This is a genomic window from Sagittula sp. S175, assembly GCF_049800975.1.
GTDB lineage: Bacteria > Pseudomonadota > Alphaproteobacteria > Rhodobacterales > Rhodobacteraceae > Sagittula.
Genome location: NZ_JBNAGB010000012.1, coordinates 132,350 through 154,236, shown reverse-complemented (window position 1 = coordinate 154,236; position 21,887 = coordinate 132,350). Strand labels below are relative to the sequence as shown.

Genomic DNA, 21,887 nt, shown 5'->3' with positions numbered 1-21,887 from the left:
CGAACGAGGCGATCGGCAGCGTCACCGCAGACGGTGCGTATGATACCCGCAAATGCCACGACGCCATCGCTGACCGCGGTGCCCATGCCGTCATCCCACCCCGCAAAAACGCTAAGTCGTGGAAGGCCGTCACCGCGGGTGCGGTGGCCAGAAACGAGGCCCTGCGAACTTCGAAATACCTCGGCCGCGCTATCTGGCGAAACTGGAGCGGATACCACCGCCGAAGCCGCGTCGAGACCAAGATGCACTGCGTTAAACTGCTGGGGCAGCGCCTCATGGCGCGGGACTTCGACCGACAGGTCGCTGAGCTTCAGGTCCGTATCGCCGTTCTGAACGGCTACACCGCCCTTGGCATCCCTGTCACAGAAGTCGTGGGATAAATCCGTCCGGGGAAAGGGGAACTCCGCTCAGAGACGGTTTTGTGCAACAGAGTCGCCGGCATGGACCACGTCTTCAAGGGGAAGGTGAAGTCCTACCGAGCATTTGATTTCGTGGCGGCATGGTTCTTCAAAGCGTCGATCTATCTGCGAGGGCGCAATGTCTGTGCGGCTCTGGTGTCGACCAATTCAATCTGCCAAGGGGCATCCGCAGCAAACCTGTGGCCAGAAATCTTGACTGGCGGGGTGGAAATCGGGTTCGCGCACCGATCCTTCAAGTGGCGCAACAATGCATCGGCAAATGCAGCTGTCATTTGCGTCGTCGTCGGTGTGCGAAACAAGTCCAATGCCATCAAGCGCATATTTGATGAAGGTGTTTCTGAGGAAGCCGCGAACATCAATTCCTATCTGCTGAACGATCAAAACGTGTTCGTCTCTGGATCGAGCAAAGGGCTTTTCGGGCTTCCCGAGATGAACTTCGGTTGCATGCCATATGATGCGGGCAACCTGCTGCTGCTTCCGGACGAAAAAGAGAAGATGCTGGCAGAAGCACCCGAGGCTTCGCGGTTCATTCGGCGCTTCATGGGATCGCAAGAGGTGGTGAAAGGCATTGAGCGCCATTGCCTCTGGATCTCAGATCCTGACCTGGCAGATGCAATGGCCATCCCGCAAATTGCACGTCGCGTGGATGCGACCAAGGAAGCTCGCCTCAAGATGACAGACAAAGGCGGCGTCGAACTCGCAGAGCGGCCACATCAATTCCGCGAGCATGTGGCACCTCAACACCATGCCATCTTAGTTCCCAGCGTTACCTCCGAACGCCGCCCCTACCTGCCCGTGGAACGGGTTGGTGCCGATGTGATCGCTTCGAACCTGAACCAAGTACTCTACGATGCCCCTGAATGGTGCATCGCGCTGATCGCCTCACGCCTGCACCTTGTATGGATCGCCACGGTCTGCGGTAAACTGAAATCCGACTTCCGCTACTCCAACACCCTCGGTTGGAACACCTTCCCGGTGCCGAAATTCACCGAGGCGCAGCTGGCCGATCTCTCGACCTCCGCTCGCAAGATCCTCAAGTGTCGCTACAGCCACTACCCCAAGACCATCGCGGACCTCTACGACCCCGAAAAGATGCCCGACGACCTGCGCACCGTGCACCGCGAGAACGACGACCTGCTTGAAACCATGTACATCGGCCGCCCCTTCCGCAACGACACCGAACGACTGGAGAAGCTCTTCAAGCTCTACTCCGCCAAGGTGAAGGCGCAGAGCACGAAAGGCGGCAGCGCATGACCGATGACTACGTCCTTTTCCAGATGTGGGGGTCTCGCCGTCAGTCCCTGATCGACGGGCACCAGTTCTACGTCGAGCAGGCACGGAACCGCCTGCTGAATCAGTTCGGCAACATGGAGGCCGACGCAGATCAGGCGTCGAAGGATTGGCTGAAAAAAGCCAGCCGCGATTTCGACCCAGATCGGCACGATGAAGGCGTTATCTACGACGCCGCCGAACAGGCCGGGGTAGATTTCTACCAGTTGCTTAGCGATATGCGCGATCAAACCTATCTGAGCGTAGTCGCAGGCATGTACCACGGGTGGGACAAACAACTACGCTCTTGGTTGGCGGGCGAAGTCCATCATTGGTATTCTGGATCAGCGGCTTCCCAAAAAATCTGGTCCATCAACGCTGAGAAAATTGAAGACCTGCTGCAGAGTCAGGGGTGGGGCTTTAGCTCCAAGCCGTATCATCGATTGCTGGACGCCTGCCGGCTGATCGTTAACGTGTACAAGCATGGTGAAGGGGGTTCGTTTGAAGACTTGAAGATGCGGTATCCCGAGTACCTTCCGGGCACGAACCATGGTGTCACATCGAACTCTCCGGCGGCATCCTACCTGGACCACACAGACATGAAAGTCAGTGACGCGCAGTTGCAGTCGCTCTCTGATGCTATCGTCGCCTTCTGGAGAGATGTCCCTGAGAACACGCGCATCAAAGACATCCAGAAATTTCCTGGCTGGTTCGCCACGGCAGTTGCACAGGATCAAGCGAAAGTTCCGGGGGCCAAGTGCTTCCCATGAGCGACCCCCAAAAAACAAGCGAGGCGGCGCCCGAAGGCCCGCCTCATGATCTTGTCCACGGGAGGGGCCAGAAGCCTGCCGAAGCACCTAAAGGCAACCTCACCGCGTCTCACGAAAAGATAGATAGCGCCGATATCGCCATGGATCAAGTTCAAACTCTGACCGACCTGACAGTTCAGAAGCTGTTAACGGATTGCCTCAGCGACCGCAGACTTCAACGCTACGCTCCCGCAGCCGACGACTCGGGAGTCGCACGGGAGGATTTGTATCTATGGAACTGCGACATGTCAGAGTCCTTCCACTTTGCGCTACACATCGCCGAAGTGAGCTGCCGTAACAGCATTCACAGCGCTCTCACATATGGCGGACGAAGTTGGTTCGACGACCCGACCTTCCTCAAGATCCTTGCCCCGGCACGCCGGAAAGACTTAGAAAATGCGCTTGACGACGAGTCTTCCCAGCACGGCGCGGTGATGGATACACATCACTTGGTCTCCGCCCTATCCTTCGGATTTTGGGAACACCTTACGACAAAGCGATTCCAACGATACTTGTTTCCACGTGGTTTTCAGAAAAACTTCAAGTGCGCCCCCAAGAGTGCAAAGCTCGACGACCTCCATACATTGATCGAAAGCGTTCGGCGGTGGCGGAACCGCATTGCCCATCACAACGCGATCTTCGACAAGGGCCCCTCCGCAAAATACCAGGACACTCTGAAGTTGATCGCATGGTCCTCATCGGATCTGGAGACATGGGTGGCAAACCGTTGTCGGGTGAACCAGATCATCAATGCCCGCCCAAAGGGAGAATGACATGGTAGAAATGGTGAATGTGACCTTTGGGCACTCAAAATCGACAACCAACGCTCTGGGTCAGCGCGTCATGCAAGCCCGCGCCTACGACGCCCGCGCCGCGCAGTTCCTACTGCTAAAGGCGCCTCCTGCCGCCGGGAAAAGCCGCGCGCTGATGTTCATCGCCTTGGACAAGATGCGCCACCAGGGTCTGTGCAAGACCATCGTCTGCGTGCCCGAGACGTCCATCGGCGGATCGTTCCGCTCGACCGACCTGACCCGCTACGGGTTTGAGGCGGACTGGGAGGTCGAGGACAAGTGGAACCTCTGCCTGACCGGCGATGACGCCGAAAGCCAGAAGGTGAAGGCCTTCGAGGCCTTCATGGTGAACGACGCCAAGGTGCTGGTCTGCACCCACGCGACATTCCGCTTCGGGTTCGACTCCGTGGCTGCGAAGAAGGGCATCGAGACGTTCGATGACTGCTTCATCGCCATCGACGAATTCCACCATGTCTCTGCCTCGGACAACAACCGCCTCGGGGTGATCCTGCGCAGCCTGGTGACCCGTGCGGGCTGTCATGTCATGGCGATGACCGGCAGCTACTTCCGCGGCGACAGCGACCCGGTGCTGCGCCCAGAGGATGAGGACCAGTTCAACAAGGTCACCTACAGCTACTATGAGCAGCTTGAAGGCTACGAGTTCCTCAAGGCGCTGGGGATCAACTACGAGTTCTACAAGGGCAATTACACCAACGGTCTGGAGGGGGTTCTGGACCCCGACAAGAAGACCATCATCCACATCCCGCACCGTGGATCGTCGGAGGCCTTCGACGACAAGTACAACGAGGTCGGGCGGATCATGGATTTCCTCGGCGAGATCGAGGGACGTGACCCGGAGACCGGTTTCGACCTGGTGCGCCGCCCCGATGGCCGCGTGCTGAAGGTCGCGGATCTGGTGGATGACGGCCCCGGCCGGGACATCGTCAAGGCCGCGCTGTCGCGCGAGATCAAGGGACCGGATGGCAAGCGGGATGATGAGGCCGACCGCGCCAAGGTCGACATCATCATCGCGCTTGGCATGGCCAAGGAAGGCTTTGACTGGGTGTGGTGCGAACACGCGCTGACCATCGGCTACCGGTCGTCGCTGACGGAAATCGTGCAGATCATCGGCCGCGCCACCCGGGACGCCCCGGGCAAGCCACGCGCCCTGTTCACCAACCTGGTGGCCGAACCGGGCGTGGAGACGGGTCTGGTGACAGACGCCGTGAACGACATGCTGAAGGCCATCTCCGGCTCGCTGCTGATGGAGCAGGTGCTTGCGCCGAACTTCAAGTTCTACCGCCGCGAGGATGGCGACCTGCGTGACCCGGCCAAGGTGGATGAGGACGGCACCGTCACGATCGGCATCAAGGGACTGATCGAGCCCCCAACCGATCGCGCCCGCGACATCTGCGAGCAGGACATGCACGACTTGTTGGCCACGGCCTATCAGGAAATGGACCGTCGCGTCCTGTCCCCCGAAACTGCGCCGGAGGTGGCCACGCAGATGGTGCTCTCCGAGATCATCGAGAAGCGCTACGAGACCCTGGGGGATGAGGAAGCGGAATCCGTCCGCCAGCACCTCGCAGCCCACATGAACCTGATGACGCTGGCGCGCCGTGCCGAGCAGAAGGGCTTTGGCGAGAAGGAACAGGCCAGCTTCGACGCGGGCAAGGCGTCGAACGAGGGCGGTTCGGGATCCGGAGATGCATCCGATGAGGATGACGATGGTGCCAGCGCGCCCAACACATTGCTGCAGATGGTCAAGAAGTTCATCAATGTCCGCGACATCGATGTCGAGTTGATCGACAGCGTCAACACCTTCCGTGAACGGTTCGAGGTGGCGTCGAAGTCCCTGGACGCGGACCTTCTTGCGCATGTGCAGTCCGCGATGGTTGCCATCCGGGTCAGCATGACCGCAGACGAGGCGCGGACTCTGTGGCCCAAGATCAAGGCATTCCGGGCGATCGAGAAGCGCGAACCCAATCCACATTCGGCTGACCCACTTGAAAAGCGGATGGCCGAGGCCCTCGCCTGGCTCAAGGCCGAGAAAGCGAAGCGCATGCGCGAAGGGGCGCTCTGATGGTACGACCGACGCTTGATGAGATCTTTGCCGAAGACGACGAATTCGGCCTCCTCAACGTGAAGTCGCGCGCGGGTGGCGCTGGGGCGGCGCAAGACAGAGGCTTGCAGGCTTTGCGGTACGTTATGGCATTCCGGGACCAGCATGGTCGGCTGCCGGACCCTGACGCCTTCGACCACGACGAAATGCGGCTGGGGTCGATTTGGGAGAGTGTCCGGCAGGCACCGACCGAGCAGATGCGCGCCGAGGACCATATGGGCCTGCTGGAAGACCCGGAGCCACCTGCCCCCTGCTCATGGCGCGATGAACCGGAAGATAGCGATGTCCCGTCCAGCTTGGATGACATCTTCGATGACGATGACCTTGATGTCGACGCATCTCTGGTCACGCTGAAGCACAGTACGCCGTCCGCCGAGAGGCACCTTCCGGACCACCGCGCCGAGTTCGTTCCTTGCCGCGACTTCGATGCCTTCAAGGAACGGTTTGAAGCAGTACAACAAGCTTTGGAGGCCGGTGATCGCAAGGCTCTGCCCGTCAAGAAATGGGCGGTGATCGAACCAATTGAAGGGGACTTCTTCATCCGTAACGGCTTGCTGGCGATGATCGCCGAGAAGTCCGAGATGACGGCCCGTGGCGGTGCACGTGATCACCGCCTGCGCGTGATCTTCTCGAACGGGATGGAAAGCGATCCGCTGATGTCATCCTTCCGCAAGTCGCTGAACGATGACAAGACCGCTCGCATGGTCGAGAAGGTCGGGCTCGGGCCCTTGGATCCGGAATGGGAATCCGATCGGCTGGAACTGTCCGGCACAATCTATGTGGCCCGATCTCGATCAACTCAGCCAGAGATCCAGTCTCAGCGTATGATCCTGCACAAGATCGGAGTGACGTCTCAGGATGTTGCCCGTCGTGTCGCCGACGCCCGAAACGATCCAACCTTCCTGCTGGCCCCCGTCGAGATCGTTGCAACTTTCGACCTGACGAACCTTGCCCGCGCCAAGGTCGAGAACCTCCTGCATCGCTTCTTTGCCGACGCGCGTCCAGGTGAACTTTTTGTTTTGGACCGCTTTGGCAAGAAGGTGTTCCCGAAAGAGTGGTTCTTTGTTTTGCCGGAACATGTCGCCCGCGCTGCCAAGCTCATCGAGCAGGGCCGGCTGCATCAATACCGATATGATGTATCTTCCCAATCGATCGTACCCAAGACATGATGAGGACAAGTCGATTGGCGCGACGGTCAGGTTTGCTTAGTGCTCAAGACCTACGGATCCGGCACCAGTGACAACCTCCCTGCCATAAGCTGTCGCACGCAAGCGCAATCTGTTTGGCGGGTTAAATGGCGGGTACCCAACCGGTTTCGCCATTTTGCCCAATTTTTTCAAGGGTGTATGGCGGAGAGGAAGGGATTCGAACCCTCGAGACGGTTCCCCGCCTACACACTTTCCAGGCGTGCGCCTTCGACCACTCGGCCACCTCTCCGACGCCGCGTCTAGCAAAGCTCGCAGGGGGGGTGCAAGCAGATTTCCGGGTTATTTGTCAGATTGATGAACGGATCTGCGAAAAGCCGGTCTCCGGACGCGCCTGACCGTCATCGGACCCCTGAAAAGACAAGGCCCTTCGCACCGTTTCCTGTGCGAAGGGCCTGCATGTCAGCGATCCGCCAGTGTCAGCTCGAAACCTGTTCGCGCAGGATCGAAGCGGTCAGCGAGACCATCAGGTACGCCCCGGCGAAGATCAGGAAGGCGAGGATCGTGTTCTCGAATTTCCGCGGATAACTCGGGTCCTCCGACGCGACCGGCGACACCGAGATTGTCATGTAGCGCGCCTGGTTGTCCGCCTCGCTGCGCGCCGTTTCGAGCCGCTCCAGCGCCGATTGCAGCATCAGGTCGCGGGTCGCCAGATCAGCCTCCGCCAGCTTCAGCTGGATCGCCATCTCGGCCAGCGACTGCTCGCCCGAGGTGGCGGTGGTCATCTCGTTGTTGAGCGTCGTCAGCAGGTCCTCGAGACGGCGGATGTCGCCGCGCGTGCCGTCCACCTTGGCCTGGTTCGGGCGCGGGTTGTCCAGCAGGGCCTGCAGCTGCAACCGCTTTTCCTGAAGCTCCAGTTCGCGCGTGTTTATCTGCGCACGCAGCGCGCCGATCTTGGCCTCCGGGTCGACGATGTTGCCCTCCTGCTGCATCCGCACCAGCTTTTCCTGGGCGGCGCGGCGATCGGCGGTGGCCTTTTCAAGGTTCACCTCGGCGGCGACCACCGAATCCGAGCGCTTGCGCATGGTCAGGTTGTCCACGCGCTCCTCGGCATAGCCGATCAGCGCACGACTGAACTCGGCGGCCAGCTCCGGATCGGCGGCGGTCACCTCCATACGAATCACACCCTCGGTCGGGTCGAAACTGATCTGCGCGTTCTTCTTGTAGAGTTTGTACGCATCCTCGTTGGACGAATCCGGGTCGAGGCGCTGCAGCGGGTCGATGTTCTCCTGCGAAAAGTGGCTCACGAACCCCTTGTCCTCGTCGAGCCGCAGCATGACCTCCTTGGATTGCAGGTAGCTTTGCGTCGCGATGGCGTCCTGCGAGGTGTCGAACTGGGTGCCCTTCAGCAGGCTCGACACGCCGCTGGCGCCGTCGTTCTTGAGGATCAGGAACTCGGACTTGGTCGAATACATCGGCGTGGCGACAGCGTAGTAGTAGAACCCCATCACGAAAGTCGGCAGCAGCACAAAGACCGCGAGGCGCGCCATGAGAAGCACCAGCTTCTTGCGGCGGCGCGAGGCCAGTTCCTTCTGGATGCGACCGATCTCGATGGCCCGACGCTCCGCCGGGCTGATCGTCTCGGTCGACGGCAGTTGTTGCTTGGCCACCTGCACGGTTTGCGGCAGCTGGACTTTGCCCTCCTGCGGCTGTTCCGCGGCAGAGGGGCGCACGAGTTCCAACATGTTGGTGCGCTGAAACGGATCGATTCCGCGGGCGCGCAGCAGGCGCACGGCGTCGAAATCCGAGGTCGGCGCCAGACCGTGTTTCTGCGCGACGCGGCGCGCCATGCGCAGCTGGCGGCCCGTCAGGCCTTCCTGCTTGATGGCCTCCATGTCGGTCTCGCCCTTGACCTGTGCGGCGGACGACACCTCTCCCTCACGGGCTTGCGGCGCGGCCGGAGGGTGGCCCTGCGACGCTGCGGCCTGCGCAGAGGCGGGCTGTGTCGGTGCAGGCCTTTGCGGCGGCGCGGCCTGGGCAGTCTGACCTGCCGGAGCCTCGGGGCGCGGCGGATAGGGTTTTACGCTGGTCGTGGGACGCGGCGAGGCATCGCCTGCCGAAGGGGATGCCGCCGGGGCAGGGGGACGGGGTGCGGCAGCACCGGGCGCTGCCTGCGGCACCGAAGCACGGCGCACCATCGAAGCCTGAGGCGTCGCCGGCGGGCGTGCCCCCGTCGCCGAGGCAGGCGCAACAGGCCGCGGCGCCGCGGGCGGCACCCCGTTGGCCGGCGTCGGAGCCATCGTCCCGTCATCCATGCTGTCGCCAGTACCCGTGCGACGGATGCGGAATTTCTTAGCCTTGGGTTTCGTAGTCATACAACTGTTTCGCTTCTTCCAAGGTTTCGAACATATGCAACTGGCCGTCCATCAACACGGCGGCCTTTTTTGCGAACTTTTCAAGAATCTTCGGCTGGTGCGACACGATCACGATCGTCGTCGTCCGCAGCCGTTCGGCCAGCAGGTCGCCAGCCTTCTGGTTGAAATCGGCGTCGGTGGAATTCGGCATCCCCTCGTCGATGAGGTACATGTCGAAATCCAGCGCCAGCATCAGCGAGAAGGTGAACCGCGCCTTCATCCCCGAGGAATAGATCCCCACCGGCTGGTCGAAGTACTCCTTCAGGTCGCACAGCCATCGGCAGAAACTTTCGACGTAATCCGGGTCCAGCCCGTACATCTTGGCGATGAACCGCGCGTTTTCCCGGGCCGAGATCTTGGACACCACGCCACCCATGAAGCCCAGCGGAAACGAGATGCGACAGCCGCGCCGGATCTCGCCTTCGTCCGGCTTTTCCAGCCCCGCCATCATGCGGATCAGCGTCGTCTTGCCGGTGCCGTTCGGCGCGAGAATGCCAAGGCTTTCGCCCAGTTCGACACGAAAGGACGCCCGGTCAAGGATCACCTTGCGCTGGGTCCCGGTCCAGAAGGACTTCGATACCATGTCGAATTCGAGCATTCCCGCGTGGCTCCCGCGTTTTGCCTGTTATCCCCACTTGGGGTTTGGATTTTATTAAAAAAGGAATTGGGCCACATTATGACCCTGCGCGGAAACAATGACAACGAGGCCCGCGATCACCTCAACGTGCTGAAACAGTCCGCCGCAAGCGGGGCAGGGTCAACGCCTCGCGGCGCTTCAGCACCGGACGGGCGGTCGGGCCATAGGCCTCGGTGACGGGACGGTCGGCGAGCCTGGGGAACAGCGCAAGCACCGCCAAGCGGTCGGCGGGATGCAGACCGGACAGGCCGATAGGGCCGGGGTAAAAGCTTTCGGTCGCCACGCCATTGGCGCGGACAAGGTGATGATCTTGCAGCAGGATGTGGTGATAGCAGACACACCTGATCCCCCGCGCGACACGCAGGGGACCGCTCGCCTCGGCCAGATGTTTCGCACGCACCAGCCTTTGCGCGTCAGGCGGATCGCGGGAATTCAGCAGCAGGCAATGCTGCGGTGACACCAGCAGCGGACGCACAGCGCCCAGCACCCCCTCCGGCAGACGGACCGGGCGCATGTGCGGGTTCAGTGCCAAGTCGCGCGGGCCATAAGCGCGCCTTCCCGCCCACAGCACCGTCTGTGGTCCCGCATCCAGCGTCAGCACCAGATCGCCGGGCCTCAGCGCCTCCACCGGCCGCTCCCCGGAGGGCGTTGCCACCAGCGTTCCGCTGACAAGGCAGGCAGTGACGGTGTTGTTCTGGTCGAGGTTGATCTTGACATCATCGCCCGCCGGATCGGTGTCCAGCCCGCGCACCTGGATCGAGGTGATGTCGGGCAGGTTGCCCACGTCGTCCTGGATAGCGGTGAAATACCGGGTGGGCCCACCCCCCTGAGGCGTAGCGACGATCCATGCGATCTGCGACAGGCCCGAGTCGCCGTACAGTTCTGCCGTGCTGGCCCCGTTGTTGTAGGTGATCGTGACCCGGTCCGCGTAGTTGGTCGAGTTGGGCGTATATATGTCGATGTCGTAGGTGATGCCGTCGATGGTCAGCGTGCCGTTGTCCGCGTCCGTCGTGTCGTTGATCTCGATGATCTCGGTCGCGGTGTTGAGCCCGGACGTGTCCGTATAGGTCGCGTTGTCCACCAGCCCAAGGATATCCCCGCCGCCGCCCGCCGCCGTGGTGTAGGTGGTGTTGGCGCTGATGCCAGACAGCTCGATCAGGTCATAAAGGGGTGTGTTGCTGGCCCCCATGGCGGTCTCCGGTTTCCGACCCCCTTGGTGTGATTAACCCCTTCGCCCTCCATATGGCGCCGTCATGTCCAATCCGCGCCCTTTGCTTTCAATGCTGAACAAACGGAAACGGCCGCCGGGTTGCCCCGACGGCCGCCTGATCCGTTTTGCGCGGAATTACAGCTCTTGCTTCTGCACTCGCGTGACCTTGCCCACTACGATGGACACGATGGCGGCGGCAAAGCTGAACAGCGCCCCCATCTTGGCCGCGTCCTGCACGGGGCCCGGGTCGAACGCCACCGAGGCCACGAACAGCGACACGGTAAAGCCGATGGCGGCGACGCAGCCGATCACCACGAGGTCGATGATCCGCATCCCTTCGGGGATACCCAGCCTCAGCGGCACCGCCGCGATCCAGCCGAACAGGAAAATCCCCACCGGCTTGCCCACCAGAAGACCCGCCAGCACCAGCCAGGTCGCAGCGCCCATGGAAGAGAATTCGACCCCCGCGTTCAGCAGGCCAAAGAAGAACAGGATGATCTCCACCGGGTACTTAAGCGCGTGTTCCATGGCGTTCAGCAGATCGTGCAGGTGCTCCTCGGCGGCCGAGAAGATGCCAAAGGCGCGGTCCGCATGAGGGATCGCCGGCACGATCGGCAGCAGACCAAGTGCCGGGTGCAGACCCGATTTCATGAAGCCGTACCAGGAAATGCAGCCCGCAATCGCATAGGGCCAGAACGACAGCTTTTCGCGCACCCAGGTCGACTTGGGCCGCGCCTGGTCACCCGCGTCCATCTTGCGCGGCAGCGAGTTGAACAGCACGAACACCGCCACCGCCGCGCCCGCCGACAGCAGCAGCCAGATCGGCGCAAGGTCGCCCGACGGGTAGAAGATCGCAAGGATGATGAGCCCCGCCGCGTCGTCGGCAATCGCCAGCAGCAGCAGAAAGCGCACCGCCGGGTGGCCCGCGCCGAACACCAGCCGCCCGACCAAGTAGCTGAACGCGATGTCGGTTGCGGTCGGGATCGCCCAGCCATTGGCCACGGCACTGTAGGTCTCGGACCCCATCACCATGGCCAGGCCAAGGTAGACCGTGATCGGCCCAAGCATCCCGCCCAACGTTGCAAACAGCGGCGTCGCCGCCTTTTTCCCGCGCAGGGAGCCCTCTTCGAGGATCACCGCTTCCCAGACTTCCTTGGCCGCGATGGCAAAGAACAGCGCCATCAGCACGTCGTTCACGAGGTAATGCAGCGTCAGCGTGCGGTGCCCGTCATGCAGGTGCCCGATGGGCGCGTGATCCCAGATCACGAACTCGACAAAGTGATGGTAGGTGTTTGCCCAGTAATGCGGATCGCCCGCCACGGGCGCGATCACGTCAAGGTTCGCCCAGATCAGCGCCATCACGGCCCCGATGATGAGCAACAGCGAATAGCTCGTCAGAAAATTCCAGACGCGATACATAGGCACCCCTCTTGTCCCAAGCCCTGTCTTTATCGGCGTGAACAAGGCACCCCTCTCGGCCCGGCTCCGCCCACATTGACGCGGGATTAACGGATTGTCGCACTCGGGGCAACGCACGCCCGCGCCTCGGGGTATGTTTAACGCCAACATCCGGTGGCTTTTGCACAAATTGAAGAGGGTTGGAGAGGACCCGCCGTCTGCGATGGCCCTTTGCGCTGTGGGAGGTGACAGCAGGCCCGGCGGGTCCTCTCAGCGGTCATCTTGCGCCCCCGGACCCCGCCGCGCCTTGACCTTCATCAGACGCGGCTTGGACGACCTGGCGTCATGGGGTCACGCAAGCACGCCCCATGTCAGGCCCGCCAGCACCGAACCCGCCAGTGCGATCCCGAGGTAGGCGGCAAACACGCGCGGCTTCACCAGCGCCCAAACGGCAATCGCCGCCGGAATGCAGCTGACGCCGCCCGCCAGCACGAAACTCATCGCGGCACCGGGGGCCATGCCCATCTGCATCAGCTGGTCCACCAGCGGCACGGCGGCGTAGCCGTTCAGATAGGCAGGCATGCCCACCAGCGCGCCCAGCACGACTGGCATCACGCCCGTCCCACCCAGCACGCCCGCGACCGTCTCGGCAGGGATGTAGCGGATCATCACCGCCTCGATGATGTAGGCCAGCGTCAGCCATTTCAGCAGGAACAGTGCATTCTCAAGCGCCGCCGACCTGAAGGCCTCGCGCCGCGCGCCCTCCTGCCAGAACCGCCACAATGGCTTGCCCTGAAAGGGTTTCTTCACGCCGCAGCAGCCGCCGACCTTGGGCTGTACCCGCAGCGGATCGGCAAAGACCGGGGACCGCTTCGTCACCATGACGACGGCGCCTCCCAGCAGGCCGATGCCCACCGCCGATGCAGCCTTGGCCATGGCGAATTCCACGCCCAGCACCCCCGCCGTGATGCTGAACATCGCCGGATCCATCAGTGGCGAGGCCAGCCAGAAGGCCATCACCGCGCTCAGCGGCGCGCCCACCGCCAGAAGGGCCGCGATGAACGGGATGACGTCGCAGCTACAGAACGGCGACAGCCCGCCAAGGGCCGCGGCAAAAACGATCATCCGCGCCTCCCGGCCGACAAAGGCCTTGGCCAGCAGCGTTTCCGCCCCGGTGGCTTTCAGGTAAGCCACTGCAAGGACAGCGAATATGATGAACGGCGCGGTGCCCGCCAGCGCCCTGGCGGCAAAGATCACCGTGGCGGGAAACGCGGTCCGGTCCAGCACGGCGACCGCCAGCAGGATCAGCGCGCTGGTGACCCATGCCTTTGACAAGCCGCCGAATCGCGGACCATGAGAATGCGTGTGAACCTCAGCCATGATCATGCCCTTCCGTACCGCAATCGGCACAACAATTCGTTAGCAGATAATCGGACAACTGCCGCACCACCGTGTAATCAGCGGCGCAGATCGTCGCGCGCCCCTGCCGCTCCTGCCGCACCAGCCCGGCGGCGGCGAGGATCTTCAGGTGATGTGTCAGGGTCGAGCCGGTGATGCCGCAACGCGCGCCCAACACGCCGATCGTCAACCCGCCACCGCCCGCGCGCACCAGCGCCTGCATGACGGCCAGACGTTGTTCCGACCCCAGGGCGGCAAAGGTCGAGGCGGCGGTTTCCGGGATCAGCGGGGCGGGAGTGTCATTCATTTTCATGATTCTAGAAATGTAGAAATACAGCGAGTCGTGCAAGCATTTATTTCGAGAAGTTTCGAAATGATCTGCCGTATCCGTGCCGGGTTAACGAAAAAGATTCCTGCGCAACGGGGCGGGACCCCTCAGCCTGAGTCGCGCGTTAAGGAAGGTTTCCAACCGGCCGCGAATCGCGCTCAAAACGGCCGGTTCACCCCTTACGGCGAGGTAAGGTCGGTTAAGATCCGCTACCCGACTTGCGTCTCCTGGTCTTTGCGCCACAACCCCTGCCACCGCACGCTCCGTTACCCTACCGCGCGCGGCGCGAACCCGTTTCGGCTGGGTTAATGGTCTTGTGCCTTTGCACGGCGGCCCCCATCTTGCAGGCATGCCCGCGCAACTTCCCACCCTGCTTGAAGAAATCCGCGCCTGTACCCTCTGCGCGCAACGCTTTGCCGCGACCGAGACAGCCCACGCGCCCCGTCCGGTGGTACGTGCGCACGCAACGGCGCGGTTGCTGATCGCCGGGCAGGCTCCCGGCGCGCGGGTGCACCAGTCAGGCAAGCCCTTCACCGACCCGTCCGGTGACCGCCTGCGCGCGTGGCTGGGGCTGGAAGCGGCTGAATTTTATGACGAAACCCGTGTCGCGATCCTGCCAATGGGCTTTTGCTTTCCCGGGTACAAAGGCGGCGCGGACCTGCCGCCGCCCGCGCTGTGCGCCCGCACGTGGCGCGCGGCCCTGATGCAGGAATTGCCGAATATCGCGCTTGTCCTGCCCATCGGCGGCCTCGCCCAACGCTGGCATCTTGGTGTAAAAACCAATGTAACCCAAACGGTTAGCCAATGGCGCGACCACATGCCCGACGCGATCCCCTTGCCTCATCCGTCGTGGCGCAATACGGCATGGCTGAAACGCAACCCGTGGTTCGAAGCCGACCTTCTGCCGGTGCTCAGGACCCGCGTCAGGGATATTCTCGATGGCTGAAACCCAATTGGATCAAGCGCTTGCCGCCATGGAGGCCGCCCCCGAGGACACCACCGCGCGCCTTACCTTCTACGACCGCCTCGCAACATCCGAACTGTTCCTGATGCTCGACCAGGAGCCGCAGGGCGACACGATCTCTCCAGAAGTCTTCGACGTCGCTGACGCGCAATTCGTTCTGGTTTTCGACCGCGAGGACCGCCTGTCGGATTTCGCCGCAAGACCAGTGCCTTACGTCGCCATGTCGGGCCGCGCTCTGGCCGGGATGCTGGCCGGGCAGGGCATCGGCATCGCGCTCAACGCAGGCACTGGCGCGGAAACCCTGCTGCCGCCAGAGGCGCTGCTCTGGCTCGCTGACACCTTGTCTCAGGCACCGCAAACCGACGAAGCCCGCGTCGAAAAACTCCGCGCACCCAAGGGCTTGCCGCAACAGGTCCTGACTGCGCTCGACGCGAAACTGGCCAGCGCCATGGGGCTGGCAAAAACCGCATGGCTGGCCGAAGCCGTCTACGAGGGCGGCGGCACCAGCCACATCCTCGGGATCATCGGTGCGCCCGAGGGGGCAGAACCGGCGCTGGCCGGCGCAGTGCAGGAAGGCCTTGTTTTCTCGGGACTTGAGGCCGGGGCGCTGGATGTCACCTTCCTCAAGGCCAGCGACCCGCTGACCGCCGAACTGGCACGCGTCGGCCTGCGTTTCGACCTGACCGAACCGCCCGAGCCTCAGGTTCAGGTGGAGCGGCCCGCGCCCGGATCGGACCCGGACAAGCCGCCGATTCTGCGCTGACCGGCGCGGTAAGGGACTCTTAACGCGCTTCTGCCAAAGTCATCCCGGACAGGCCGCGCCCGTGTCGATCCAGGCGCGTGTGAGTTGCCCCAAGGTCTCCTGCGATCCCGGCGCGGGGGTCCGTCCCTCTCCCGGCTGCCAGCCCCAGCCGACAAGGCCGTCCTCAGCCATGTGCTCGTGGATCGCGTCCAGCCCACGCCCGCCATTCCGGGCGGGATCTTTCAGTTGCGCGCAGATTTCCCCCAGCGATAGCCCCTGCCACCCCATCGACACAGGCGCGAGATGCCATGGTTCATGTCCAGGCAGGCTGCCGGGATAGCTGGTAAAGGCTTGATTTTCCTCACCATGACAGGCGGTGCAATGTAACCCCGCCGGGCCGTCATCGTTGTCACCCCGCGTGATCGGCGGCATATGCGGGGTCATCTCGTCTCCCTGCGTCGGGCTGTCTCCGACCGGATGGCAGTTCAGGCAGCGCGGGTGGGTCAGGACCTTTCCCATTTCCTCGAACAGGGCGACGGACCGTGCCGCATCATCCTCGATATGTGCAAAGCTTTCAGGCGGTTGCAGGTCCTGCGCCGCAAGGGGCGAGGCGACGATCAAGGCAAAGACGGCGGTGCGCATGGGGATCCTCTCAACTGGCTCACCCGCACAACGCACCCGGATGCAAAGGGTTCAGACCAGCGTCTCGCGCAGCGTCGGCAGGGTGTCGCCGGGGGTGGGCGTGGCCTCCCACACCGCACGGGCTATGGCCCGCGACAGGCACAGGCTGGCGGCATGGCCCAGCATTGCGAGCGCCAGCGGATCGACTTCGCGTGCGTCGGTCGAAGCGGCGAACACCAGGTCCCCATCCATCGGCGTATGCGCCGGCAGGATCGCCCGCGCCATGCCGTCATGCGCCGCCACCGCCAGCCGATGACACTGCGCCTTGTCCAGCCGCGCATCGGTGGCGACCACGGCAATCGTCGTGTTCCCCTGCTGCGCCATGGTCTGCGCCTTCAGGCTGGGGCGCAGGGCGATCGAGGGCGTGGGGTCCACGCCCAAGCCCCCGTATTCATTGCCCACTTCGAAGGCCCCGGCGTGGAAATGCCGCCCCGAACCGGTCACCACGCAGCCCATCGGATTGACCGCTACCAGCGCACCCACGCTCACGCCCTCCATCACCAGCGAGGCCGACCCGAGGCCTCCCTTGTACCGCGCCGTCTGCGCGCCGGTGCCCGCGCCCACGGACCCGAGGTCGAACCGCTCCGCTGCCGCCTGCAAGGCCGCGCGGCCCAAGGCGGGGTAGGGGTTCTCGCCCCACTCCTTGTCGCCACCGTTCAGCAGGTCAAAGAGGATCGCCGCAGGCACGATTGGCACTCGCGCCGAGAACACCGGGAACCCGCGCCCCTGCGCGTGAAGTGCATCCATCACCCCCTGCGCCGCCGCAAGGCCAAAGGCGCTGCCACCCGACAGCACCAGCGCATCGACGCCCGGCGCGCTCTTGTCCGGGGCCAGAAGGTCGGTCTCGCGCGTGCCGGGGGCGCCGCCATGCACGGCCACCGAGGCGGTGAACGGCGCATCCGCAGTCAGTACCGTCACGCCGGATTTCAGGACGTCATCCCGCGCGTTGCCGACCCGCAGGCCGGGCACGTCGGTTATCAGGTTCAGCGGTCCCGGGATCATTTCACGCCCTCAGATGCAGCGCCCGCCGTCCACTTCCATGCAGACGCCGGTGATCATGCTGGCCTCGTCCGAGCACATGTAAAGCGCGGCGTTGGCAAGGTCCTCGGGTGTCGAAAACCGCCCCAAGGGGATGGTGGACAAGAACTTTGCCCGCATCTCGGGCGTGTCTTCGCCAAGGAAGGAAGGCAGCAGCGGCGTGTCGCCCGCCACCGGGTTCAGCGCATTGACGCGGATGCCGAAGGGGGCCAACTCCACCGCCATGGCCTTGGTCGCCGTATTCATCCAGCCCTTCGACGCGTTGTACCAGTTCAGACGCGGGCGCGGAGACACCCCGGCAGTAGAGGCGATATTGAGGATCACGCCCGACCCGCGCGCCTTGAATTTTGGCACGATGGCGCGGGCGGTGAGGTAGACGGACTTGCAGTTCACCGCGAACACCCGGTCGAACATCTCCTCGGCCACCTCCTCCATGGGGGTTGGCAGGTGGGTGATGCCGGCGTTGTTCACCAAGATGTCGGGCACGCCTAGTTCGGCCTGCACCCATTCCAGCATCGCTGCGACACTGGCCCCGTTGGAAACGTCCACATGGGCTGGCGTGCCGCCGATCTCCGCTGCCACCCGCTCGGCGGCTTCCTTGTTGATGTCGGCCACCAGCACCCGCGCGCCTTCGCGGGCAAAGCGGCTGGCGATCCCCTCGCCAAAGCCCGATCCGGCCCCGGTGACCACGGCGATCTTGTCCTTCAAACGCATGATGCCCCCCTCAATACGTCGCACGCCCACCGGACTGGTCGAACACCGCCCCGGTCGAGAAACTGGATTCCGCCGAGCACAGCCAGCAGGCCATGGCGGCGATCTCGTCCACGGTGCCGAATCGGCCCATGGGGATCTTGGACTTCATGAAAGCGGTGAACTCCGGCGTCATCTGCTCGAAGATCGGCGTCTCCACGGCGGCGGGCGCGATGGCGTTCACCGTAATCTGTGTCTGCGCCAGCTCCTTACCCAGCGATTTCGTCAGGCCGATCACGGCGGCCTTCGACGTGGAGTAGGCCGAGGCGTTGGGATTGCCTTCCTTCCCGGCTATCGAGGCCATGTTGACAATACGCCCCACCTTGGTCGGGTCCATCAGTCGTGCGGCGGCCTGGTTGCAGTAGAACAGCCCGTGCAGGTTGAGCGTCATCACCGCATGCCATGCCTCATGCGGGTAATCGACCACCTTCACGTTCGGCCCGGTGATCCCGGCGGAGCAGATCAGCGTGTCGAACCCGCCCATCTGCGCCATGTCCTCCTGCATTCCCGCTGCCACGGCGACGGCGTCGGTGACGTCGACCTGCCGCGTCCTCAGGCGGCTGTCCGTGACGGCGGTCAGGTTGCCCAGCGAAATGTCCCACAGGGTCACCGTGGCGCCCTCGTCCGCAAGACGCATGGCAATGGCCAGCCCGATCCCCGAGGCGCCGCCCGTGACGATGGCATGGCGGTTGTCGAAACGCATGTGAAGCTCCTCCCTTTGGGCTGGATCATGGCGAGTGCAACGGTCGCGGTCCAGCCCCGTTGATTGCGCTATCGGGCGAGGAAGTCCCGCAGGGCGCGGGCGGTGGCTTCGGGAGACTGATCGACAAAGAAATGCCCGCCGGGGATGGCCTGCGACCTCATGTCCGCCAGCCGGTCGGCCCAGGTGGCGGGCACGTCGTAGGCGCGTGCCATGGCTCCGTCAGCGCCGTACAGCACCAGCGACGGGCAGTCCACGCGGCGGTCAAGGTCGGCGGCATCCAATGCGAAATCCACGTCGATGGCGGCGCGGTAATCGTCGCACATGGCACGACGGCAGTCCGGGTCGCGCCACGCCCTGCGGTAGGCGTCGAGCTGCGGAAAATCCGACAGCTGTGCGCCGCCCCAGCCCAGCAGGCAGCTTTCGTAATAGCCGTCGGGATCGGCAGAGATCATGTCTTCGGGGAAAGGATGTGGCTGGCTGAGGAAGAACCAATGGTAATAGGCGCGCGCCACCGGAGTGGTCAGCTGGTCCAGCAGCAGGTGCGTCGGCACGATGTCCATGAGGCTCAGGGTTTGCACGACCTCGGGCGCGTCCAACGCCAGCCGATGCGCGGTGCGCGCGCCGCGGTCATGGCCGACAAGGTGGAACCGTGCGTGGCCGAGGTGCCGCATCAGCGCGACCATATCCGCCGCCATCGCGCGAAAGCTGTAGTTTTCCATCCCCTCCGGCTTGCCGCTTGCCCCGTAGCCGCGCAGGTCAGCGGCCACGACGGTAAAGCGTTCTGCCAGCCGGGGCGCGACTTCGGCCCACATGGCGCGGGTCTGCGGGAAGCCGTGCAGCAGCAGAACGGGCGGGCCGCTGCCTCCGGTCTCGAAGGCGATGTCGATGTTCTCCAGCCGTGTTGTATCCGCGACGAAACCGGCGATGTCGTTGTGCATGTTGAAACTCCCTTGACCCAGCATGGCATCGCGCTGTGGGGAGGTCACGTTTACTTTTCCTCGGTCCTGGCCGGCAAGTCCGTGGCCTGCATTCCTTGCCCGGTGGTGATGGATGGGGCCTAAGTCACCTACAGGGGGAAAGGTTCTGGACGACATTGAAAGAGCGGAAATGAAACCTTCCCGTCGGAGGCCTGTCTCGAAATGAAAACGCGGCAGGGGGCGACGCGGTCTGGCAAGAGTGATATGATCGGGGCGGCGGGGCAAAGGGTGCCAAAACGCAGCGTTTTCCCCCTCGCAGGTTCCTTAAGTGGTTCCCAAATGTTATGTAGCGCTGCGGCGCGGCGTGTGATAGGACCGCGCAACAATGTGACGGAAGGCGTGGCGTTCGCGATATATCGTGACCCGGAAGGGGCCGTCGTTCTGGAAGGAGGAGCTGACCATGAGCACCACTGGACACATCCGGGCCAAGACGCCCGAGGACATTCGCAATGCAAAGGGCGGTGCGCCGCTGGTAAGCCTGACGGCCTACACGACGCCCATGGCCGAGATGATGGATGACCACGTGGACTTCGTTCTGGTGGGTGATTCCGTCGGCATGGTGCTGCACGGGCTCGACTCGACCCTTGGCGTGACGATGGAGATGATGATTCTCCACGGTCAGGCGGTGCGTCGCGGCCTGAAGAAGGCGATGATGGTCGTCGACATGCCGTTCGGCTCCTACGAGGAGTCGAAAGAGCAGGCCTTCCGCAACGCCGCGCGGCTGATGCGCGAGACCGGCGCCCCGGCGGTGAAGCTGGAAGGCGGGGTCGAGATGAAGGAAACCATCGATTTCCTGACCAACCGGGGTGTTCCGGTCATGGCCCATATCGGTCTGACGCCGCAGTCGATCAACACTCTGGGTGGCTACAAGGTACAGGGCCGTGGTGCCGCAGCGGGCAAGCTGCTGGCCGACGCGCGTGCTGTCGAGGAGGCAGGAGCCTTCTCCGTCGTGCTGGAAAAGATCCCCGCACGGCTGGCGGATGCTGTCACCGCGCAGGTGAAGATTCCGACCATCGGAATCGGTGCCTCGGCGGGCTGCGACGGGCAGATCCTGGTGGTGGACGACATGCTGGGCCTCTTCACGGCGTTCAAGCCGAAGTTCGTGAAGCGCTACGGCACCTTGGGCGAGGACGGCCGCGCTGCCATCGCCGAATACGCCGAAGACGTCCGCGCGCGGAAATTCCCGGCGCCGGAGCATATGTTCTCGGACGTGGAACCCGCTGCGTGACGAAACCCATGATCGAACGGACCCGCGACGCACTGCGCGCGCGGGTCGCCCACTGGCGCGCCGAGGATGAGACCGTCGGCGTCGTCCCCACCATGGGCGCGCTGCATGACGGGCATTTGTCGCTGGTCGAACGGGCCAAGGCGGAATGCGACCGGGTGATCGTGACGCTCTTCGTCAATCCGACGCAGTTCAACAACCCCGACGATCTGGACAAATACCCACGCACCGAGGAGAGCGACCGCGAGAAACTCGCGCCCTACGATGTGGACGTGCTTTACGCACCGACTGTCGACCAGATGTATCCGACCGGCTTTGCCACTAGGGTGTCGGTCGATGGGCTGACGGACGTGCTGTGCGGCGCGCATCGGCCCGGCCATTTCGATGGTGTGGCCACGATCGTGACCAAGCTGTTCACCCAGACCGGCGCGGATCGAGCCTATTTCGGCGAGAAGGATTATCAGCAATTGCAGGTCGTCCGCCGCATGGCGACCGACCTCGACCTGCCGATCCACGTCATCGGATGCGAGACCGTGCGCGACCCCGACGGACTGGCCATGTCCTCGCGCAACCTGCGGCTTTCGGCAGAGGCGCGGGCCGTGGCTCCGGCGTTGAACCGCGAGATGCGCGCCATGGCCCGGAAGTTGCATGCGGGACGGCTTGCCTCTGATCTGCGCGCCGAAGCGACCGAGCGACTGCTGGCCGAAGGCTTCGAGAAGGTCGACTACCTCGAACTGCGCGGCGCCGAGGATCTAGAGTTGCATGACCGCTTAATCGGGCCGGGTCGGCTGTTCGCCGCGGCATGGCTCGATGATGTACGGCTGATCGACAATATCGCAGTCTAAGCGCGGTCGTGCAGTCCTCGGG

Annotated in this window: 21 protein-coding genes and 1 tRNA gene; 10 read left to right on the top strand and 12 right to left on the bottom strand. The window is 63.3% G+C overall.

The window, feature by feature from the left end:
- The 6 genes from ACP16H_RS16155 to ACP16H_RS16130 form a co-directional block, all read left to right on the top strand.
- Nucleotides 1-380, top strand: a 380-nt coding sequence (locus tag ACP16H_RS16155) for a transposase (RefSeq protein ID WP_425070187.1), incomplete at its 5' end; no start/stop codon positions are given.
- Between the two features lie 60 nt (nt 381-440).
- Complete coding sequence (locus tag ACP16H_RS16150; protein WP_425073275.1) at nt 441-1,673, top strand: type IIL restriction-modification enzyme MmeI; 1,233 nt, start codon at nt 441-443, stop codon at nt 1,671-1,673.
- A complete protein-coding gene (locus ACP16H_RS16145) occupies nt 1,670-2,458 on the top strand; it encodes a hypothetical protein (RefSeq protein WP_425073274.1) in 789 nt (262 codons plus the stop codon). The genes ACP16H_RS16150 and ACP16H_RS16145 overlap by 4 nt, the downstream gene beginning before the upstream one ends.
- A complete protein-coding gene (locus tag ACP16H_RS16140) occupies nt 2,455-3,270 on the top strand; it encodes a hypothetical protein (protein WP_425073273.1) in 816 nt (271 codons plus the stop codon). The genes ACP16H_RS16145 and ACP16H_RS16140 overlap by 4 nt, the downstream gene beginning before the upstream one ends.
- Nucleotide 3,271: 1 nt before the next feature.
- Complete coding sequence (locus ACP16H_RS16135; protein WP_425073272.1) at nt 3,272-5,371, top strand: DEAD/DEAH box helicase; 2,100 nt, start codon at nt 3,272-3,274, stop codon at nt 5,369-5,371.
- Complete coding sequence (locus ACP16H_RS16130) at nt 5,371-6,579, top strand: GIY-YIG nuclease family protein (protein ID WP_425073271.1); 1,209 nt, start codon at nt 5,371-5,373, stop codon at nt 6,577-6,579. Before ACP16H_RS16135 ends, ACP16H_RS16130 begins: the two co-directional genes overlap by 1 nt.
- A 178-nt stretch (nt 6,580-6,757) precedes the next feature.
- On the opposite strand, the gene ACP16H_RS16125 is transcribed toward ACP16H_RS16130, so the two are convergent.
- The 7 genes from ACP16H_RS16125 to ACP16H_RS16095 all read right to left on the bottom strand — a co-directional run bounded on the left by ACP16H_RS16125 (nt 6,758) and on the right by ACP16H_RS16095 (nt 13,925).
- Nucleotides 6,758-6,847 (bottom strand) — tRNA-Ser (locus ACP16H_RS16125).
- A gap of 187 nt (nt 6,848-7,034) precedes the next feature.
- Entirely contained in the window at nt 7,035-8,930 is a 1,896-nt protein-coding gene (locus ACP16H_RS16120) for a capsule biosynthesis protein (protein WP_425073270.1), read from the bottom strand.
- Nucleotides 8,908-9,567 carry an ABC transporter ATP-binding protein gene (locus ACP16H_RS16115; protein ID WP_425073269.1) on the bottom strand — a complete coding sequence of 220 codons (660 nt, stop codon included), beginning with the start codon at nt 9,565-9,567 and terminating at the stop codon, nt 8,908-8,910. The genes ACP16H_RS16120 and ACP16H_RS16115 overlap by 23 nt, the downstream gene beginning before the upstream one ends.
- Before the next feature lie 121 nt (nt 9,568-9,688).
- Nucleotides 9,689-10,795, bottom strand: a complete 1,107-nt coding sequence (locus ACP16H_RS16110; RefSeq protein ID WP_425073268.1) for a Hint domain-containing protein — start codon at nt 10,793-10,795, stop codon at nt 9,689-9,691.
- Between the two features lie 156 nt (nt 10,796-10,951).
- Nucleotides 10,952-12,235, bottom strand: a complete 1,284-nt coding sequence (locus ACP16H_RS16105) for a Na+/H+ antiporter NhaA (protein ID WP_425073267.1) — start codon at nt 12,233-12,235, stop codon at nt 10,952-10,954.
- 330 nt (nt 12,236-12,565) lie between these two features.
- The gene (locus tag ACP16H_RS16100) at nt 12,566-13,594 is read right to left on the bottom strand and encodes a permease (RefSeq protein WP_425073266.1); all 1,029 of its coding nucleotides are present in this window, start codon (nt 13,592-13,594) and stop codon (nt 12,566-12,568) included.
- The gene (locus tag ACP16H_RS16095; RefSeq protein ID WP_425073265.1) at nt 13,587-13,925 is read right to left on the bottom strand and encodes an ArsR/SmtB family transcription factor; all 339 of its coding nucleotides are present in this window, start codon (nt 13,923-13,925) and stop codon (nt 13,587-13,589) included. Before ACP16H_RS16095 ends, ACP16H_RS16100 begins: the two co-directional genes overlap by 8 nt.
- A gap of 364 nt (nt 13,926-14,289) precedes the next feature.
- Between ACP16H_RS16095 and ACP16H_RS16090 the strand changes: the two genes are divergently transcribed.
- Nucleotides 14,290-14,886, top strand: a complete 597-nt coding sequence (locus ACP16H_RS16090) for a uracil-DNA glycosylase family protein (protein ID WP_425073264.1) — start codon at nt 14,290-14,292, stop codon at nt 14,884-14,886.
- Nucleotides 14,879-15,667, top strand: a complete 789-nt coding sequence (locus ACP16H_RS16085; protein ID WP_425073263.1) for an SseB family protein — start codon at nt 14,879-14,881, stop codon at nt 15,665-15,667. The genes ACP16H_RS16090 and ACP16H_RS16085 overlap by 8 nt, the downstream gene beginning before the upstream one ends.
- A 39-nt stretch (nt 15,668-15,706) precedes the next feature.
- Here the strand turns inward: ACP16H_RS16085 and ACP16H_RS16080 are convergent, their stop codons facing one another.
- The 5 genes from ACP16H_RS16080 to ACP16H_RS16060 form a co-directional block, all read right to left on the bottom strand.
- Nucleotides 15,707-16,288 (bottom strand): Isoquinoline 1-oxidoreductase subunit, encoded by a 582-nt coding sequence (locus ACP16H_RS16080; RefSeq protein WP_425073262.1) that lies wholly within the window; start codon nt 16,286-16,288, stop codon nt 15,707-15,709.
- 51 nt (nt 16,289-16,339) lie between these two features.
- On the bottom strand, nt 16,340-17,329 hold the full coding sequence (locus tag ACP16H_RS16075) for a P1 family peptidase (RefSeq protein WP_425073261.1): 990 nt from the start codon (nt 17,327-17,329) through the stop codon (nt 16,340-16,342).
- A 9-nt stretch (nt 17,330-17,338) separates the two neighbouring features.
- Nucleotides 17,339-18,079: an SDR family oxidoreductase gene (locus ACP16H_RS16070; RefSeq protein WP_425073260.1), complete on the bottom strand. Its 741-nt coding sequence runs from the start codon at nt 18,077-18,079 to the stop codon at nt 17,339-17,341.
- 10 nt (nt 18,080-18,089) lie between these two features.
- Complete coding sequence (locus ACP16H_RS16065) at nt 18,090-18,818, bottom strand: SDR family NAD(P)-dependent oxidoreductase (protein ID WP_425073259.1); 729 nt, start codon at nt 18,816-18,818, stop codon at nt 18,090-18,092.
- A gap of 68 nt (nt 18,819-18,886) precedes the next feature.
- Complete coding sequence (locus ACP16H_RS16060; RefSeq protein WP_425073282.1) at nt 18,887-19,756, bottom strand: alpha/beta fold hydrolase; 870 nt, start codon at nt 19,754-19,756, stop codon at nt 18,887-18,889.
- Nucleotides 19,757-20,195: 439 nt separating this feature from the next.
- Here ACP16H_RS16060 and panB point away from each other — a divergent pair, with 439 nt between their 5' ends.
- Nucleotides 20,196-21,023, top strand: coding sequence for a 3-methyl-2-oxobutanoate hydroxymethyltransferase (gene panB, locus ACP16H_RS16055; RefSeq protein WP_425073258.1), 828 nt, complete (start codon nt 20,196-20,198; stop codon nt 21,021-21,023).
- Nucleotides 21,020-21,865, top strand: a complete 846-nt coding sequence (gene panC, locus ACP16H_RS16050; protein WP_425073257.1) for a pantoate--beta-alanine ligase — start codon at nt 21,020-21,022, stop codon at nt 21,863-21,865. Before panB ends, panC begins: the two co-directional genes overlap by 4 nt.
- The last annotated feature ends 22 nt before the right edge of the window (nt 21,866-21,887 follow it).

Bases quoted from the DNA above. Each gene is read 5' to 3' on its own strand.
- ACP16H_RS16135 (WP_425073272.1), top strand. From the start codon at position 3,272: ATGGTAGAAATGGTGAATGTGACCTTTGGGCACTCAAAATCGACAACC.
- ACP16H_RS16115 (WP_425073269.1), bottom strand. From the start codon at position 9,567: ATGCTCGAATTCGACATGGTATCGAAGTCCTTCTGGACCGGGACCCAG.
- ACP16H_RS16100 (WP_425073266.1), bottom strand. From the start codon at position 13,594: ATGGCTGAGGTTCACACGCATTCTCATGGTCCGCGATTCGGCGGCTTG.
- ACP16H_RS16085 (WP_425073263.1), top strand. From the start codon at position 14,879: ATGGCTGAAACCCAATTGGATCAAGCGCTTGCCGCCATGGAGGCCGCC.
- ACP16H_RS16145 (WP_425073274.1), top strand. From the start codon at position 1,670: ATGACCGATGACTACGTCCTTTTCCAGATGTGGGGGTCTCGCCGTCAG.
- ACP16H_RS16080 (WP_425073262.1), bottom strand. From the start codon at position 16,288: ATGCGCACCGCCGTCTTTGCCTTGATCGTCGCCTCGCCCCTTGCGGCG.
- ACP16H_RS16065 (WP_425073259.1), bottom strand. From the start codon at position 18,818: ATGCGTTTCGACAACCGCCATGCCATCGTCACGGGCGGCGCCTCGGGG.
- ACP16H_RS16075 (WP_425073261.1), bottom strand. From the start codon at position 17,329: ATGATCCCGGGACCGCTGAACCTGATAACCGACGTGCCCGGCCTGCGG.
- ACP16H_RS16060 (WP_425073282.1), bottom strand. From the start codon at position 19,756: ATGCACAACGACATCGCCGGTTTCGTCGCGGATACAACACGGCTGGAG.
- ACP16H_RS16105 (WP_425073267.1), bottom strand. From the start codon at position 12,235: ATGTATCGCGTCTGGAATTTTCTGACGAGCTATTCGCTGTTGCTCATC.
- ACP16H_RS16150 (WP_425073275.1), top strand. From the start codon at position 441: ATGGACCACGTCTTCAAGGGGAAGGTGAAGTCCTACCGAGCATTTGAT.
- panB (WP_425073258.1), top strand. From the start codon at position 20,196: ATGAGCACCACTGGACACATCCGGGCCAAGACGCCCGAGGACATTCGC.
- ACP16H_RS16090 (WP_425073264.1), top strand. From the start codon at position 14,290: ATGCCCGCGCAACTTCCCACCCTGCTTGAAGAAATCCGCGCCTGTACC.
- ACP16H_RS16120 (WP_425073270.1), bottom strand. From the start codon at position 8,930: ATGACTACGAAACCCAAGGCTAAGAAATTCCGCATCCGTCGCACGGGT.
- ACP16H_RS16095 (WP_425073265.1), bottom strand. From the start codon at position 13,925: ATGAAAATGAATGACACTCCCGCCCCGCTGATCCCGGAAACCGCCGCC.
- ACP16H_RS16130 (WP_425073271.1), top strand. From the start codon at position 5,371: ATGGTACGACCGACGCTTGATGAGATCTTTGCCGAAGACGACGAATTC.
- ACP16H_RS16140 (WP_425073273.1), top strand. From the start codon at position 2,455: ATGAGCGACCCCCAAAAAACAAGCGAGGCGGCGCCCGAAGGCCCGCCT.
- ACP16H_RS16110 (WP_425073268.1), bottom strand. From the start codon at position 10,795: ATGGGGGCCAGCAACACACCCCTTTATGACCTGATCGAGCTGTCTGGC.
- ACP16H_RS16070 (WP_425073260.1), bottom strand. From the start codon at position 18,079: ATGCGTTTGAAGGACAAGATCGCCGTGGTCACCGGGGCCGGATCGGGC.